This window comes from Bacillus sp. FSL K6-4563, assembly GCF_038630405.1.
Classification (GTDB): domain Bacteria; phylum Bacillota; class Bacilli; order Bacillales; family Bacillaceae; genus Bacillus; species Bacillus pumilus.
Map to the genome: position 1 here is coordinate 2,149,570 of NZ_CP152030.1, position 16,053 is coordinate 2,165,622.

General features: G+C 41.5%; 22 protein-coding genes. 2 read left to right on the forward strand and 20 right to left on the reverse strand.

What is annotated here, in order from left to right:
* Positions 1 to 7: 7 nt before the first annotated feature.
* The 18 genes from spoVAC to MHH54_RS10800 form a co-directional block, all read right to left on the reverse strand.
* Positions 8 to 460 (reverse strand): stage V sporulation protein AC, encoded by a 453-nt coding sequence (spoVAC, locus tag MHH54_RS10715; RefSeq protein WP_003215687.1) that lies wholly within the window; start codon positions 458 to 460, stop codon positions 8 to 10.
* A 19-nt stretch (positions 461 to 479) separates the two neighbouring features.
* Entirely contained in the window at positions 480 to 896 is a 417-nt protein-coding gene (locus MHH54_RS10720) for a stage V sporulation protein AB (RefSeq protein ID WP_003215481.1), read from the reverse strand.
* Positions 886 to 1,506, reverse strand: a complete 621-nt coding sequence (locus tag MHH54_RS10725; protein WP_003215534.1) for a stage V sporulation protein AA — start codon at positions 1,504 to 1,506, stop codon at positions 886 to 888. The genes MHH54_RS10720 and MHH54_RS10725 overlap by 11 nt, the downstream gene beginning before the upstream one ends.
* 114 nt (positions 1,507 to 1,620) lie before the next feature.
* Positions 1,621 to 2,388, reverse strand: coding sequence for an RNA polymerase sporulation sigma factor SigF (gene sigF, locus MHH54_RS10730; RefSeq protein WP_003215778.1), 768 nt, complete (start codon positions 2,386 to 2,388; stop codon positions 1,621 to 1,623).
* 13 nt (positions 2,389 to 2,401) lie between these two features.
* Positions 2,402 to 2,842 (reverse strand): anti-sigma F factor, encoded by a 441-nt coding sequence (spoIIAB, locus tag MHH54_RS10735; RefSeq protein ID WP_012010447.1) that lies wholly within the window; start codon positions 2,840 to 2,842, stop codon positions 2,402 to 2,404.
* On the reverse strand, positions 2,839 to 3,192 hold the full coding sequence (spoIIAA, locus tag MHH54_RS10740; protein ID WP_012010448.1) for an anti-sigma F factor antagonist: 354 nt from the start codon (positions 3,190 to 3,192) through the stop codon (positions 2,839 to 2,841). The genes spoIIAB and spoIIAA overlap by 4 nt, the downstream gene beginning before the upstream one ends.
* A gap of 162 nt (positions 3,193 to 3,354) precedes the next feature.
* On the reverse strand, positions 3,355 to 4,542 hold the full coding sequence (locus MHH54_RS10745; RefSeq protein WP_095117837.1) for a D-alanyl-D-alanine carboxypeptidase family protein: 1,188 nt from the start codon (positions 4,540 to 4,542) through the stop codon (positions 3,355 to 3,357).
* Between the two features lie 124 nt (positions 4,543 to 4,666).
* On the reverse strand, positions 4,667 to 5,479 hold the full coding sequence (locus MHH54_RS10750) for a purine-nucleoside phosphorylase (RefSeq protein ID WP_003216045.1): 813 nt from the start codon (positions 5,477 to 5,479) through the stop codon (positions 4,667 to 4,669).
* 13 nt (positions 5,480 to 5,492) lie between these two features.
* Complete coding sequence (gene deoB, locus MHH54_RS10755) at positions 5,493 to 6,677, reverse strand: phosphopentomutase (RefSeq protein WP_003215717.1); 1,185 nt, start codon at positions 6,675 to 6,677, stop codon at positions 5,493 to 5,495.
* Positions 6,678 to 6,828: 151 nt separating this feature from the next.
* Entirely contained in the window at positions 6,829 to 7,719 is an 891-nt protein-coding gene (gene xerD / locus MHH54_RS10760; protein WP_003215982.1) for a site-specific tyrosine recombinase XerD, read from the reverse strand.
* Positions 7,720 to 7,725: 6 nt separating this feature from the next.
* Positions 7,726 to 7,953, reverse strand: coding sequence for a YqzK family protein (locus MHH54_RS10765; protein WP_003215798.1), 228 nt, complete (start codon positions 7,951 to 7,953; stop codon positions 7,726 to 7,728).
* Between the two features lie 118 nt (positions 7,954 to 8,071).
* Positions 8,072 to 8,524, reverse strand: coding sequence for a ferric iron uptake transcriptional regulator (fur, locus tag MHH54_RS10770; protein ID WP_003215577.1), 453 nt, complete (start codon positions 8,522 to 8,524; stop codon positions 8,072 to 8,074).
* Between the two features lie 118 nt (positions 8,525 to 8,642).
* Positions 8,643 to 9,290, reverse strand: coding sequence for a stage II sporulation protein M (gene spoIIM, locus MHH54_RS10775; RefSeq protein WP_034661156.1), 648 nt, complete (start codon positions 9,288 to 9,290; stop codon positions 8,643 to 8,645).
* Positions 9,291 to 9,406: 116 nt separating this feature from the next.
* The gene (locus tag MHH54_RS10780) at positions 9,407 to 10,537 is read right to left on the reverse strand and encodes a S8 family peptidase (RefSeq protein WP_342500249.1); all 1,131 of its coding nucleotides are present in this window, start codon (positions 10,535 to 10,537) and stop codon (positions 9,407 to 9,409) included.
* Positions 10,538 to 10,646: 109 nt separating this feature from the next.
* Positions 10,647 to 10,868 carry a hypothetical protein gene (locus tag MHH54_RS10785; protein WP_003215884.1) on the reverse strand — a complete coding sequence of 74 codons (222 nt, stop codon included), beginning with the start codon at positions 10,866 to 10,868 and terminating at the stop codon, positions 10,647 to 10,649.
* Between the two features lie 68 nt (positions 10,869 to 10,936).
* The gene (locus tag MHH54_RS10790; protein ID WP_106028737.1) at positions 10,937 to 11,389 is read right to left on the reverse strand and encodes a GNAT family N-acetyltransferase; all 453 of its coding nucleotides are present in this window, start codon (positions 11,387 to 11,389) and stop codon (positions 10,937 to 10,939) included.
* Positions 11,376 to 12,557, reverse strand: a complete 1,182-nt coding sequence (locus MHH54_RS10795; RefSeq protein WP_106035401.1) for a TIGR00375 family protein — start codon at positions 12,555 to 12,557, stop codon at positions 11,376 to 11,378. The genes MHH54_RS10790 and MHH54_RS10795 overlap by 14 nt, the downstream gene beginning before the upstream one ends.
* Complete coding sequence (locus MHH54_RS10800) at positions 12,554 to 13,111, reverse strand: NUDIX hydrolase (RefSeq protein WP_044141058.1); 558 nt, start codon at positions 13,109 to 13,111, stop codon at positions 12,554 to 12,556. Before MHH54_RS10800 ends, MHH54_RS10795 begins: the two co-directional genes overlap by 4 nt.
* A 167-nt stretch (positions 13,112 to 13,278) precedes the next feature.
* On the opposite strand from MHH54_RS10800, the gene MHH54_RS10805 reads away from it, so the two are divergent.
* On the forward strand, positions 13,279 to 14,202 hold the full coding sequence (locus tag MHH54_RS10805) for an aldo/keto reductase (RefSeq protein WP_034620399.1): 924 nt from the start codon (positions 13,279 to 13,281) through the stop codon (positions 14,200 to 14,202).
* Positions 14,203 to 14,282: 80 nt separating this feature from the next.
* On the opposite strand, the gene MHH54_RS10810 is transcribed toward MHH54_RS10805, so the two are convergent.
* On the reverse strand, positions 14,283 to 14,798 hold the full coding sequence (locus tag MHH54_RS10810) for an antimicrobial peptide LCI (RefSeq protein WP_223251374.1): 516 nt from the start codon (positions 14,796 to 14,798) through the stop codon (positions 14,283 to 14,285).
* The gene (locus MHH54_RS10815) at positions 14,761 to 14,982 is read right to left on the reverse strand and encodes a YqkE family protein (protein WP_003215614.1); all 222 of its coding nucleotides are present in this window, start codon (positions 14,980 to 14,982) and stop codon (positions 14,761 to 14,763) included. Before MHH54_RS10815 ends, MHH54_RS10810 begins: the two co-directional genes overlap by 38 nt.
* A gap of 125 nt (positions 14,983 to 15,107) precedes the next feature.
* On the opposite strand from MHH54_RS10815, the gene MHH54_RS10820 reads away from it, so the two are divergent.
* Positions 15,108 to 16,040, forward strand: a complete 933-nt coding sequence (locus tag MHH54_RS10820) for an alpha/beta fold hydrolase (protein WP_106032599.1) — start codon at positions 15,108 to 15,110, stop codon at positions 16,038 to 16,040.
* Positions 16,041 to 16,053: the final 13 nt, after the last annotated feature.

The following is a 16,053-nucleotide window of genomic DNA, read 5'->3' on the forward strand; positions in this document are numbered from 1 at the left end:
ATTCCTCCTACGAAAACATCTTTTCCAAGACGTATCGAATGATCCCTACGACATATGCCGAGACGACACCAAATACAATGACGTTCCCAGCGAGCTTAAACATATTTGTGGCAACCCCTAAAACAAGCCCTTCACTTCTATGCTCAAGGGCAGCACTTGTCATACTGTTTGCAAATCCTGTCACCGGAACAGCCGATCCCGCTCCGGCAAACTGGCCGATTCTATCGTAAATACCGATACCAGTTAATATAGAAGAAATTAAAATGAGGGTCGCCACTGTTGGGTTCCCTGCTGTTTTTTCATTAAAATCAAAAAAGTGAATATAGAAATGTTGCAGCCCCTCGCCTATGGCACAGATCAATCCACCAACAAGAAAAGCCTTGATGCAGTTGAGGACATAAGGAGGTTTAGGCTGATACGTTTTCACCTTAGATGGATAGTTCTCTTTTAAACTCGACACGGTTGTTCCCTCCAAATTTTTAAATATAAATCAGCCAATGGAATAGTGAACCAAATACTTTGCCTAAGACAATGGCCATGAGAAGCAAAACAATTTTCCCGTCCATTCCAATTCTTTTCGTTAATATAGGAAGTACATTTAATACTTCAGTCAGCGCAGCTGCAAGCATGCCGACGAAAATGCCTGCTAAAAGACCGATCGGGAGCACCAGCCATTTGGATAAATGCAAATGCACCTCGCTCAAGGTTGCCCAGCCGCCAACGACCGCCCCGGTGATGACAGCTGCCTCGTATCCTTGTATGAAGCGCTGCGTTTTCGTTAATTGCATTAAACGAGGGATGATGCCAAGCACTGTGAGAAATGCCACAAACCCTGCTCCTACCGTTAAACCGCCGCCAAGTCCAACTAACGCGACAAAAAGCCACTTACCGATCATGGATATCTTTCATTGTCTCTTTATTTTCTTTAAGGGCGACATAATGATCGAGATCGAGCTGATATTTAAACATCTCCACTTCGAGCGGGCTTGGTTCTTCATTTAAACGCTTTTTAAATACATGATTGAAAAATAAAATCATGCCAAAGCCTAGTCCGAAGCTATATGGAATTTGCAATAAATAAGGATGCTCAACCGTTTTTCCTGTGATCATTTCATATAGGCGGATATGAACGAGCCGCATACTGACATCCTCGTGGAAATTCATAATGGCAAGCGCCGCTCCGACAAATAATAGGAGCCACACGAACACAAATAAAATCGGAGAAAGCTGGCGTTTGCCTGTATCAATTTCAACAATGGCTTCAGCGCCTCCGACGGTTTGAATGTCGATGTCTGGCCATGTTTTTTTGATCGTTTTGACCACATGCATGATATCAAGAACGGCGATGTGACGATCCTTTTTACTGACATGATATATCGGCATCTTGCTAAGCTTTTGTACAGCAAACTCATCACCAGTGATTTGGGCGATATCTTCTAAATAAATGAGCTGATCATTACCGGTCTTAATGCGATGGCGCAGCCGAAGAAAGATTTGTCCGTCCATCCAAGTCACTTCCTATACGATGGGTTAAAAATAGTATGTGGTGAAAAATGGTTCTCATACCGAGAGAACTTGATTTACCGGTAATTACCACACGAAAAAAGCCAGCCGAATTGGCTAGCTCTCTTTTTGATCCATTTGCATTTGGATTTGTTTTAAAATTTTCTTTTCGAGCCGCGAGACTTGTACTTGTGAAATGCCGAGTCTCTCCGCTACCTCAGATTGTGTTTGGTCTTTATAATATCTTAAGTACACAATGAGTTTTTCTCGTTCTTCTAATTCCTTGATCGCTTCTTTTAGCGCGATTTTATCAAACCATCTTTCTTCTGAATGATCGGCAATTTGATCAAGTAATGTAATCGGATCCCCGTCATTTTCATACACCGTTTCATGAATCGACGACGGCGTTCGGACCGCTTCTTGGGCGAGGACGACATCCTCTGGTGTGATATCAAGATATTCGGCTATTTCCTGGACGGTCGGCATTCTTCCGTGAGACTTAGACAATTCATCTCTTGCCCGCCGGATTTTATTACCAAGTTCCTTTAGTGACCGGCTGACTTTGACTGTTCCATCATCTCGAATGAATCGCTGGATTTCACCAATGATCATTGGGACAGCATAGGTCGAAAACTTCACATCATATGACAAATCAAATTTATCAACAGATTTTAGCAGTCCAATACAGCCAATTTGAAACAAATCATCTGGTTCATATCCTCTATTTAAAAAGCGCTGAACAACGGACCAAACAAGACGCATGTTTTTTTCTACGAGGAGGTCTCTTGCTTGCTGATCACCGTCTTGGCTTTTTTTGATGAGCTCTTTGACTTCATCATTTGACAGCTGGGCTTTTTTTGCTTGCTTTTTTACCTCCACATCCATATGAGCAGCTCCTTTAATTACAAAGCGCTTTGCTTTTTGATAGATGCTTTGTTAAACGGATGGTTGTGCCCATTTCTGGAGATGAGTCTATCATGACATCATCCATAAAATTCTCCATAATGGTAAAACCCATTCCAGAGCGTTCTAAGTCTGGTTTTGTCGTGAAAAGCGGCTGTCTTGCTTCCTCAAGATCTGTAATGCCCATCCCTTCGTCACGGATGGTGAGGTACACAACATGGTCATCAAGTGTGACTTCGATATGCACCTTGCCATCTGGATTCCCATCATAGCCATGGATAATGGAGTTTGTCACCGCCTCTGACACAACGGTTTTGATTTCTGTTAATTCATCTAATGTCGGATCAAGCTGGGCGATAAACGCCGCGACTGTCACCCTCGCAAAGGATTCATTTTGACTTAAAGCAGAGAAGGTCAGGTTCATTTCATTCCTCATGATGCCACCCCCAATGTTTGCAATGCCGTTTGCTCTGAAGGCTCCATACGGATGATTTTAAATAAGCCAGACATATCAAATAACCGGTTCACTGCTGGCGAAATAGCACAGACGACCATTTCTCCGCCAAGCTGTTTAATTTCTTTATATCTTCCTAAAATCACTCCGAGACCTGAGCTGTCCATAAACGTTAAATCAGCCAAATTGAGCACGATGTGGCGAATGTCCTCTGTTTCCAAATAATTCGTCACCTTTTGTCTCAATGTTTCTGCGGAGTGATGATCGAGCTCTCCTGTTAATCGAATGCAAAGTACGCTCTCTTTTACTTGAAAATCAATATCAAGGCTCATCTTTTTATTCCTCCTTGCTCTAATTTCGGATAAAGATTGTTTCTCTTTTTTATCAAGTAAATCCTTCACCATGACAAAACTAGTGACCATTCGTCACATTTAGATGTTCTTTTCTTCTTCCTCATAGCAAAAAGACTGCCTGTTTCAGCAGTCTTTCACATTTTATTTCCATTTCACAAATTCAGCCATCGCTCGTTTGAAGAACGTCCAAACGCCCGCTTTTTCCATTCCTTCTTTGGCTTGTACAGGGCTTTCATGCAGCACTTTTCCGTCTTTTTTCAAGACAATGGTTCCAAGTTCCGTTCCTTTTGAGAATGGGGCCGTAACATCCTGAGACAATTTGATTTCTTTTTTAATCTGATCCACATTTTCGCCTTTTTTCGTTAAAAGGGAGATTGGTTCAGAGGTGACAAGCTGAATTTTTTTCTTTGTCCCTTTGCTTACTTTGATTTCGGCTACATCTTGTCCTCGTTTGTAAAGCGGGTGTGTGGTGTATTGACTAAATGCATAGTCTAACATTTTGACCACTTGAGCGTTTCTGTCTTTCGGTGTACTTGCGCCGAAGACAACTGCAATGACGCGCATGTTTCCTTTTTTAGCGGTTGCGGTCAAACAGTATTTGGCTTCGCCTGTAAAACCTGTTTTCAACCCATCGACACCTGGATAAAATTTAATCAATCGGTTCGTATTCACAAGCCAGAATTTTTTATCGGTGTTTTGACGGAGATAGTCTTCGTAGACCCCTGTGAATTTGGTGATTTGTTCATATTTCAACAGCTCTTTTGCCATTTTTGCCATATCATGAGCTGAACTGTAATGGTCTTTTTCAGGAAGTCCTGTTGGGTTTTGAAAGACCGTAGAGGTGAGGCCGAGTTCTTTTGCCTTTTTGTTCATTTGCTTCACAAACTGTTCTTCAGATCCTGCAATATGCTCTGCCATGGCAACTGAAGCATCATTTCCAGACGCAATCGCAATGCCTTTCAGCATTTCTTTCACGGTCATTTCTTCTCCAGGTTCAAGGAAGATTTGTGACCCTCCCATTGAAGCTGCATAGTCGCTTGTTCTTACCTTGTCAGTCATTTTCAGTTTTCCTTGATCAATGGCTTCCATGATGAGAAGCATCGTCATGATTTTGGTCATACTTGCGGGTGCCAGCTTTTCATCGCTGTTTTTGTTGTAAAGCACTTTTCCCGTGTCACGTTCTATTAAGATGGCTGATTTGGCTTCGTGCACCAATTCTGATGTTTGTTTTTCTTCTGGTTTTTCAATCTTTTCTTTTGCTATCGCTGATGGTGAAACCATTGAGATAAGGATCATTAAAATAAACAATGCACATATATGACGTTTCAAGTGGCAGACCTCCATTATCGTAATCCTTTCTATTTTTTCCTCATCGAGGCTGTTTTATTCAGAGATCGTATGATTGCCATAAAAAAAGCCTTCTGTCGATAAACAGAAGGCTTCTTAAAACATGCTATGAGAGTTGTTTGACAATGTCTTTTACTAAATCAAGGAAACTCGCTTTCACTTTTTCGGTTACTTCAATGACTTCATCATGAGACAGCGGCTGATCTAAAATACCTGATGCCGCATTAGAAATGCATGAAATACCTAGCACTTTGATTCCTGCATGACGCGCAACAATCACCTCTGGGACCGTCGACATGCCTACAGCATCTGCGCCAAGTGTTCTAAGGAAACGAACTTCAGCCGGTGTTTCATATGAAGGACCTGTCATCCCTGCATAAACACCCTGCTGTACAGATATGCCTAACCGCTGAGCTGTTTCTTCTGCAAGTGCCAGCAAATCTTTATCGTATGGGGCAGACATATCAGGGAAACGAACGCCTTGACTGTCATTTGGACCAATTAATGGATTGGTCCCCATCATATTGATATGATCTGTAATCAGCATGAGATCGCCTGGATGGAATGAAGTATTCACACCGCCGGCTGCATTTGTCACGATGCATGTCTCAATGCCAATTTCTTTCATCACACGGACTGGAAACGTCACTTGCTTCATATCATATCCTTCATAGAAGTGAAAACGTCCTTGCATCGCACATACGACAGTGCCTTTCAGCGTCCCGATGACGAGCTGTCCTGCATGACCCTCTACTGTTGAAATAGGGAATCCAGGAATATCTTCATATTTCAATTTGATTGGATTTTCAATCTCATCTGCTAAAATGCCAAGCCCTGAACCTAAGATCAATCCAACTGTTGGTACGTATGTCGATGCTTGTTTAATGTATGCCGCCGCTTCTGAAAACTGTGCTCCCACGAGATTTCCCCCCCTATTTGAGTTTAGATAAAAAGCTTGTGCCATATTTTGGCATCGTTGTCTTGAAATTGTCTGCGACCGTTGCTCCAAGATCAGCAAAGGTTTTTGGAGTTGGCAGTTCATTTGCTCCTTGATGCTTTTTGCTGTAAGCAATGAGCGGAACGTATTCTCTTGTATGATCTGTTCCGTGATGAACCGGGTCATTTCCATGATCTGCTGTAATGACAAGAAGATCATCCTCTTTTAACAGGTCAAACACTTCAGGAAGACGGGCGTCAAATTCCTCTAGTGCTTTTCCGTAACCCTCTGGATCTCTTCTATGTCCGTAAAGGGCGTCAAAATCAACAAGGTTTAAAAAGCTGAGTCCCGTAAAGTCTGTTTTAAGTGTATCAACCAGCTTGTCCATTCCGTCCATGTTCGATTTTGTTCTGAGAGAAGAGGTGATTCCTTCTCCATCATAAATATCAGAGATTTTGCCAATCGCAATCACATCGAGCCCATCATCTTTCAGCTCATTCATCACTGTTCGGTCAAATGGTTTTAAAGCATAGTCATGACGGTTCGGTGTTCTGACAAATGCGCCAGGCTCCCCGACAAATGGACGGGCGATAATGCGGCCAACCATGTATTTTTCATCTAATGTGAGCTCACGTGCAATTTCACAAATACGGTAAAGTTCATCTAATGGCACCACTTCTTCGTGCGCAGCAATTTGCAGCACAGAATCCGCAGATGTATAAACGATTAGATCGCCTGTTTTCATGTGCTCTTCGCCAAGCTCGTCTAAAATTTCAGTACCAGACGCAGGTTTATTTCCAATAATGCCTCTGCCTGTTTTTTCTTTTAGTTCATTTAATAGTTCATCTGGGAATCCGTCTGGAAAAACTCTGAACGGTGTGTCTATGTAAAGACCCATGATTTCCCAGTGTCCTGTCATTGTATCTTTACCATTTGATGCCTCTTGCATTTTCCCATAATACGCAAGCGGCTTCTCATCCGCTGGAATTCCTTTGATTTCTTTAATATGACTCAGCCCAAGCTTCGCCATATTCGGCATATGAAGCCCGTTCATTTTTTCAGCAATATGTCCTAGTGTATCTGCACCTACATCATTAAATTCAGCAGCATCAGGTGCTTCCCCAATTCCTACTGAATCCATTACGACGAGGAAAATGCGTTTATACTGATAATCAGGCATTAAAAAGCGCCTCCTTCAATATTCTTGTCTTTTAACCTTTCAAAAAGAGAGGTCTGACATCTCAAGTATAAACCGTTTACAAGCCGGTTGACAACCATAAACGGTGCAAACATGAAAAAGCATGACACACGTTCACCGTGTCATGCTTTACTTATGCCCTTGGATGGAATTTGTGATACACATCTTTCAGTCTTGTTTTCGTCACATGTGTATAAATTTGTGTTGTCGAGATATCGGCATGCCCGAGCATCTCCTGCACAGCTCTTAGGTCTGCACCGTTTTCAAGCAGATGCGTGGCAAATGAATGCCTGAGTGTATGGGGTGTGAGTTCCTTTTGAATCCCTGCTTCGAGAGCTCTTTTTTTCAGATTCTTCCAGAAACCTTGCCGCGACATTTTTTTCCCGTGATGATTGAGAAATAAGGCATCTGCCGGCTGTTTTTTTAACAGCTTGCTTCTTCCCTTTTCGAGATATTCTTCAATCGCACTTGCAGCTGCTTCACCAATTGGCACAATCCGCTCTTTTCTTCCTTTACCGAAACAACGGATAAAGCCCATTGTGAGGTGAACATCGGCAAGGGTCAGATCCAGCATTTCACTGACGCGAATGCCTGTCGCATATAAGAGCTCGAGCATCGCTTTGTCACGGTAGTCAAATGGAGTGTGCTGATTTGGTGTATCAAGCAGCTTTTCGACTTCCCCTAGTGAGAGAACTTTCGGTAATTTCCGCTCTGTTTTTTGCGTTTCAATGTTCCACGACGGATCATCTGTTGTCACTTTTTCCCGGAGCAGAAATTGGTGGAAGGACCGGATCGAGGAGAGATGCCGCACTGACGTTTTGCTCGATTTCCCTTCCTCTTTTAGCTTTTTTAAATAATGAATGATATGCAGGCGTGTGACATCTTTTATATCCGTCAGCTGCTCATGTGTCATTAAAAAAGACAAGTAGTTCTGTAAATCTCGTTTATAAGAAACAATGGTATTTTCAGAGAGTCCTCTCTCTACTGTCATAAAATGAATAAAGTCGGATAATTGATCGTTCAATGATTTCTACTCCCCGTTTTGATAAAAATAAATCAATCGGTCTTGCCAGTTGTCTTGATTCGGCTGATCCATTTCCATCACTTTAATTGCTGCACCCTCTGGTTTATCATAACGATGGTAGCTTTCATATTCTGAATTTATCCATATCATAGCATAATAGAACAGGACGGTAAAACCAGTGAACAAGATAAATACCTTCATCACTTCACCTGTTGTTTTGAGCCATTTTCGCATGATTCTCATGTCCTTTCTCGAGCTTCTCATTACTTCAGCATATGCCAGGTGGGACAAGGAATATACAGCGAAAATGCAAAAAACCTCTTCATCTTAAATGAAAAGGTTCCAATTCGGATTATTTGCCGGATTCATCATCATGACACCGGTGGCAAATACCATGGAATGTCAATCTATGATCCTTAATTTTAAATTTCCAGTCACGTTCAATAATCTCTTCAACATCTTCTAATAAATCATCTTCTATCTCATCGACTGTCCCGCATTCCATGCAGACAAGATGATGATGGAAGTGAGCGGCTCCTTCTTTGCGAAGATCATATCGCGAAACGCCGTCTCCAAAGTTAATTTTATCAACAACTTTCAGTTCAGTTAGCAATTCTAACGTTCGATAAACAGTAGCAAGACCAATTTCAGGAGACTTCTCTTTTACGAGGAGGTATACATCTTCTGCACTTAAATGGTCTTCTTCATTCTCAAGCAGTACTCTTACTGTTGCTTCACGCTGTGGCGTGAGCTTATAGCTGGAAGAATGAAGCTGTTTCTTAATTCGATCAATCCGATTTTCCATTGACTTTCCCTCCTACGCCACATTACTTGATCATTATATCAAATGATGTGCTGGGAGCCAACTATAATCATTTTAAATTGATAAATAAATTGATTATTATTTAATAACAATTATAAATTTATGAGAAAAGAACACCTGCTAGCTTTTTCATGAGCATGAAGGAGACGTACGATTCAAAAAAGGACGAAAGTGCAGCAAGCGCTAAAATCATCAGTAGAACAGATGCATAACGGGCGAACCACTGAACAGGTGCTTGACTGATGGTTTTTTTCATGAACAGCTGCCCAATGAGACGGATGGAAAACGCAATCGCACATGTCCCAATCACTAAATAGGCTGGAATAAGCAATATGTTTTGCGGAAGAACCGATACGAACGAAAGGAAAAAACCACTCAGCCCCATTTGATTTACTAGAAAACCAACTGTAAACCCAACGACAATTCCCTTTAAAAAGATCATGAGAAAGATGAGCGGCAGGCCAATGATAGATATCCCTAGTATCCACATAAGACCTAAATATTTCATATGATGCAAAAAGCTTTGCAAAAACATTTCTTTTGACTCTGCTGCTTTCTCATTTGTCAGCTGACCAAAAAATTGATTTAAATAATAGAATAAATCCTCTTTCTGACTAATTGTCATACTATTGACGATGATGGCCCCAAAAATCACGCCCATTAAAAAGAGTACAGAGACAAACAAATAAATCGATAGATGGTCTTTTACGTGCTGAAGAAGATGTTCCTTCCAAGACTTTTTCCGCATGCGTCTTCCTCCCAAATAGTAAAGGTTACTAGATTCTATGAGAGAGATTACGAAACATGACAGTTTTATTGAAAGAAAAAAGAGAAAGCAGCCTAAACACTGCTCTCTCTTCTCATTTATCGTGCCGCTTTTTGTAAGTTCACAAGCCCGGCACCATAGTAAAAAGGATCTCCAAGCTGTGTAGCCGTTTTTGAAAGTCTCTCGCGCACTTCATCGTTTGTCAGATTCGGATGTTTTGATAGAATGACAGCCGCAGCTCCTGCTACATGCGGTGATGCCATGGATGTCCCGCTCTTGTAGCCATATTCATTATGGGGAATGGTACTGAGCGTTGAAACGCCTGGTGCTGAAACTTCCACTTCTTCGCCTACAGATGAATCAAAAGCTCTTTGTTTTCTTTGGTCAACAGAAGCAACCGCTATCACTGAGCTGTATTTTGCTGGATAGTCAACTGTGTTGAGAGAGCCATAACTTCCTGCATTCCCAGCAGAAGCCACAATGAGAATACCCTTGTCATATGCTCGATCTACCGCTTCTTTCAGCGCTTCAGATTCACTTGCTCCTCCCATACTAATATTGATGACATCTATGTCATTCTCAATAGCCCATTCAATTCCTTTAATGATCCAGCTATAGTAGCCATCACCATTTTCATCTGCCACCTTGACCGCATAGATTGAAGCTTTTGGCGCAACACCAACGACACCTACCTTATTATCTAACGCTGCAATTGTGCCCGCCACATGCGTCCCGTGTTCATGCGGGTCAACAAGCGGATCTGACTCTGTTGGAACAAAGCTGACTCCCCCGGTGACATGTAGATCTTCATGTTTGCCATCAATGCCGCTGTCAAGAACGGCTACTTTGACATTTTGTCCAGCGTATCCCCGTTTATGTACCTTTTGTGCTTTGATGCTTTTGATGCCATATGGGATCGTTTGACCGCTTGTTTTTGCCTTTTGGTCCTCCTCAATGAAGGTCACTTCTTTTGCCTGATTTAGTTTCTTTTTCGATGCCTCATTCAAGGAAACTTTCATCATATCTATCTGCTCTATGGATTCTTTTACATGTCCACCAGCTTCTTCAACAAGCTGTTTTTGTGTATGATCTTGAACGGAAGAAGAAAAGCCGATCATGTACACTTTTTTCGCTTGCTCCTTTGCAGAAATATGTGAGGCTCCGAACGTGACCGATGCCAGCATCATACTTGCCATACAAAGCCCTGCTCCAATTGACTTGATGTTCACAATACTCACTCTCCCTTTCATCTTTTTGTCATTTAACTACATTTTTAGACAAAAAGAAACGACCGTTTGTCCTATTTTTTAAAATTTTTCCATTTATTTGAACTAGTTGTCACAAAAAAGCAAAATAAAAATGCTTATGATCCTCTTGATAGTGATCATAAGCATTCCTTCTTTTATGTTTTTTCATCATGTGCTGCAAGGCTTCTTGTTTTGTTTTTGTTTTTCTTTCATGTGTACTAAAGTGCGGCATGTTTCCTCTCGACAGTTCCGGGTTTCGGCTGTGCTGCCTTTCAATATGTTCTCGTTTTTTCTTTGCATTGCTTTTTCCCATTTGGCAAAACCCCTTTCGTTGACGTTATGATACACGATGTGACATAAAAAAGATAGACGTATACACGCCTATCTTTCTGTTTTCACCATATCAAGATGGGGAATTCCATCTTCATCATAACAATCTGAAACGGCCTTAAAACCAAAGGATTCGTAAAACGACTTCAGGTAGGCCTGCGCCTGAATTTTGACACTTGTTTCACCTAATTCACTCAGCTTTTCCAAAGCCTTGCTAAGTAGCATTTTTCCATAGCCTTTTTTTCGACCTGCCTCTGTCACAAGAACGCGGCCAATGGACGCCTCTTCGTACATGATTCCGCTTTGAAAAATTCGGCAATAAGCCACAATCGTGCCGTTCTCTTTTGCCATCAGATGAAGCGCTTCTTGGTCCCGGTGATCAATTTCAGGGTAAGGGCATGTTTGTTCAACAACAAACACATTGACTCTTTCCATTAAAATCAGGTAAAGATCCTCTTTTGTCAATTGTTCAAACGTTTCACATGTCCAGTTAACTTGATTCATGATTGATATCCACCTTACCGTATACTCCGCCCCCGCCAGCGATCAGTTCGACTTCACCTTTTCTTGCTTTGATGATGTAATTGGCTGTTTTTTCTGGCAGGACAGCTTTTAGTTCTTGTTCTGTTGCTTGATGAAGGATATTCATCTCTGTGTGAAACACGGCTTTTAGCTTCTCCAGCGTTTTGGCTCCAACACCCGGAATAAATTGAAGTGGAAGCTGATGAACATAAGGAGGTCTTGTTCCATTGTCACTTTCTTGGTCAGCAAGCTCCTTTAAACGCTCGCTCACTCCTTTTGTCATCCGGGTATGTCCGCATGCTTGGCACTTTTCTTGATCTAGCGCGCGAGGTCTTACTCCGCACTTCTCGCAGGTTGTATGATAGTACTTCCCAAGACGCGGGGCGAGCCCATAATTTCCTATGATAGCTCTCCCCTCTTTCCCTTCAAGGGCTAGTTTGAATTCGGCAAAAGAGGCATGGTCCATGCGGATTTTTGTATATTCTCGCGCGATTTTCCCTAAAGAATGAGCGTCTGAATTCGTTAAAAATGGATAACGGTTCAGTTCGCTTAACTGGGACGCCATTGACGTATCGCAGCTAAGTCCTAGTTCAACAGCATCAATGAGGTCCGGATCGAATACTTCCGTTAAAGACGTGCTGACTCCTTTGCCAAATAAGCTTTTATGCGGCGTGAAAATATGAGCAGGAATAAATAAGCCTCCTAGCTCCTTGACCTTATGCTGAAGTGTTTTCCCATCCACATAGAGGCGCTGTGAACTTAAATGCACATTTTTCATATGTAGCGCGAGCCATGCGGAGAACTCAGTCATTTTGCGCAGTGTGGGCATAAATGCAAGCACGTGAATTGGACCTTTTGAATGGTTATCGTTAATTTCTAATTCACATCCTAAAAGCAGCACGGTCTGTTCAAATGATAGACCGCCATCACTTAGTTCAGTGTACTTGCCTTCCTCTACACCTTCTATTAATTCTTCTAGGACTTCTGGAGATTGTGCATCAATCACACCAATCATCCCCATCCCTTTACTTTGCGTTGCTTCAATGAGAATTTTGTCAATTGTCAGTGACCTTGCACCTGTAATTTTAACAGCTCTGCCTGTTCTTGTTCTGCCAATATGAATATGGATGTCTGCAAAAAACTCCCTCATTTTGTTGACTTAAGTACCTCTTGCAGTTGTAAGTACTGAATGGCATAGGCTGTTTTTGCATCATAAATATGCTGCTTTTCAATGAGGTGCAAGGCTTCTTCTAATGAAACTTCCATCACTTCAACAAATTCATCTTCATCCAGCTCTCTTTTTTCTTCAAGCGGAACTAGCTGATCTGCAAGATACATGTGGACGATTTCATCTGCAAAACCTGGTGATGTATAAAAGGCTGTCAGCTTTTGAAGCTTCTGAGTGGTGTATCCTGTTTCTTCTTCTAATTCTCGCAGTGCTGTATGTGCCGGCTCTTCCCCTGGCTCTAATTTACCAGCAGGAATTTCAACGATGGCTCTCTCTAGTGCTTTACGGTATTGCTTGACCAAGATGATTTTATTTTCGTCTGTCCGAGCAATGACGGCTACTGCACCAGGATGTTTGATGATTTCGCGTTTGCCTTGTTTTCCATTTGGCAATTGTACATCTTCAAGAACCAAATCAATGATTTTTCCGTTGTATAATTCTTTAGTCGATAATGTTTTTTCTTCAAAGTCCTTCAATTTTGTCAGCTCCTCGTTCTACTTTCACTTTTTACTTCATTCATTTTAACATAGATGATTTAAGAGAAGCGAAATGCGGACGCTTGCTTCAATGCGCCACTTGAAGTCACCTAGCTTGAATTCCAGATTTTTTTCACTTAATGTGAAGGAATAGGAGTGTGATGGAATTGAAAAAAAGACGAATTGGTACAACGGATCTTTTGGTGAGCGAAGCGGCTCTAGGATGTATGTCCCTAGGAACAGAAAAAGGAAAAGCGCTCTCTTTATTAGATGAAGCCATTGATCTTGGAATTAACTATTTGGATACAGCCGATTTATATGATTTTGGGACAAATGAGGAAATTGTCGGGGAAGCGATTAAAAACAGGCGGCAAGATTTAATTTTGGCCACAAAAGGCGGCAACCGCTTTGAAAAAGGCAAATCTGGCTGGGACTGGGACCCTTCAAAGGCATACATAAAAGAAGCCGTAAAACAAAGCCTCAAGCGGCTGCAAACAGATTATATTGATTTATACCAACTGCACGGAGGCACGATCGATGACCCTATCGATGAGACGATTGAGGCTTTTGAAGAATTAGTGGAAGAAGGCGTTATTCGCTATTATGGCATCTCTTCTATCCGTCCAAACGTCATTAAAGAATACGCCAAAAAATCAAACATCGTCAGTGTCATGATGCAATATAGTTTACTCGACCGCCGTCCAGAAGAATGGTTCTCTCTTCTTGAAGAACAAGGCATTAGTGTTGTGGCAAGAGGACCTTTAGCAAAAGGGCTTTTAACCGAAAAACCACTTTCACAAGCAAGTGCAGCGATTCAAAAAAACGGATATCTTCAATATTCATTTGACGAGCTACAGCAGATCATTCCTTCTTTAAAGAAAGTCGCTTATGACCTATCACTCACAGAGCTCTCCATTCAATATTTGCTTCAGCATTCTGCGGTCAGTTCCGTTGTATTTGGCGCAAGCTCGGTGGAACAATTAAAAGAAAATGCGGCAGCGGCCAATGCACGTTCTTTAAGTGACCAAGAAGTAAAAGCATTGACTTACTATACAAAACCATCCGTGTACGAGGCGCACCGGTTTAAATGAGATAAAAAGAGATCATCTGATGTGATCTCTTTTTCATATTCGACAGGCAAAAGCAAGGAGGGGCTAAAGGCCCCGTTGTCTTATCTTGCACTTTCGTAATATGCATAATTTCCAGATTTGCCTTTAAGATAAAATGTCGTACCAAAACGACTGAAACTATTTGCAAAAGAACCGTTATCCGAATACATACATAATCGATTACTTGCGCCTTTAAAAGGAGTTACAGAACAATCTACAATTGAAGTAGCCTTTGTACGCAAATCCGCATTCGTTAAATCATTTGTAGCAAGAGCTTGTCCCGAAACAGGTAAAAGCAATCCTAAAGATAAAGCGACTCCAGCCATTGTTTTTCTCATTTTCATGTAAATCATCTCCGTTCCCAAATATTGTAATACACCTTCATTATAAGTAGTACGACCTTCTATCAAAAGGGTCTTAAATACTATATTTGTTATAAAAAGGGATTTAAATGAAGGAGGAATCGAAGGAACCGGAAGCACTTGCGAGTTGATCAACCTCAATGATGACATAAAAAAGGAAGCATCAATGCTCCCTTTTTTAGCTTTTATATTTTCTCCAGTCCAAATGACTTTCATCTAGCAGCTCGGAGAAGCTTTTGTTTTTTTCTTTTTCTTTCTGCTGCCGAAGGAGGTCTTGTCGTTTTTGTTCTTCTCTTTTTTCTGTCTCGGCGGCCAGATTCTGCTTCATTTGAAGGAGCTGCTGTTTGAGATTTTCGTTTATGCCGTCCTTTAATTTCGCTTGATCATTGTTCTTTTTCATTGTGCCTCTCTCCTTTTGCCTCTAAGTGTATCATCCGTTTTATTTCCTGAGCAAGAGTCACGCCAATCTCCCAACATGTGGTATGATCGTCATAGGAAAAACCTCGGAAAGGAAGAATCAGCTAGATGAAAAAATGGATCGCTATACTTGCCTTCATATTATGTCCGCTCATTGCAATAGGCATTTTTTTCACCAATAAAATGATGTATATTCGAAAATTAACAGATGAAGAGCTCATCAAACGAGAAGCAGATGAAGGGCATTATCATCATGAAGAGTTTCAACAGCTTAACAAAGAGAAAGTGTGTATTCCTTCAGCATTTGGTTATGATCTTCATGGCTATTTTGTGCCGCATCCGCATTCGCATACAACACGCACCATTGTACTTTGTCATGGCGTCACAGTCAGTTTAATAAATTCCGTTAAGTATATGAAATTATTCCAAAAGCTTGGATGGAATGTGATGCTTTATGATCATAGACGACATGGAATGAGTGGCGGGAAAACCACGAGTTATGGATACTACGAAAAAGAAGATTTAGCGAAGGTCGTGAAGTGGCTTAGACAAAAACTTGGGGAAAATGCCATTATCGGTATACATGGAGAATCTATGGGGGCAGTCACGACTTTGTTATATGCCGCAAAGCCGGAAGCAAGCGCCAATTTTTACATAGCTGACTGTCCTTTTGCTTCTTTTGAGGATCAGCTTCTCTATCGATTAAAAACAGATTTTCGTCTTTCAGGGCAATGGATTCTTCCACTAAGTGATCGAGTGTTAAAATGGCGGGATGGATACAGCATTCGGCAAGTGTCACCGCTTGATGTGATCGATCAGGTGAGAGAACCTGTGCTTTTTATCCATAGTCTTCATGATGACTATATTCCATGCGAGCAGAGTCAGCAGCTATATGCTCGAAAAAAAGGTGATAAACAGCTATTTATAGCGCCGCACGGGGCACACGCGATGTCTTTTAGTGAAAATAAAGAAGCTTACGAACAAGAAGTTCAAGTATTCCTTCAACCATTTGAATCAAATAAAGATAAAAGAGGAGAATGAACAGCGGTTCGTC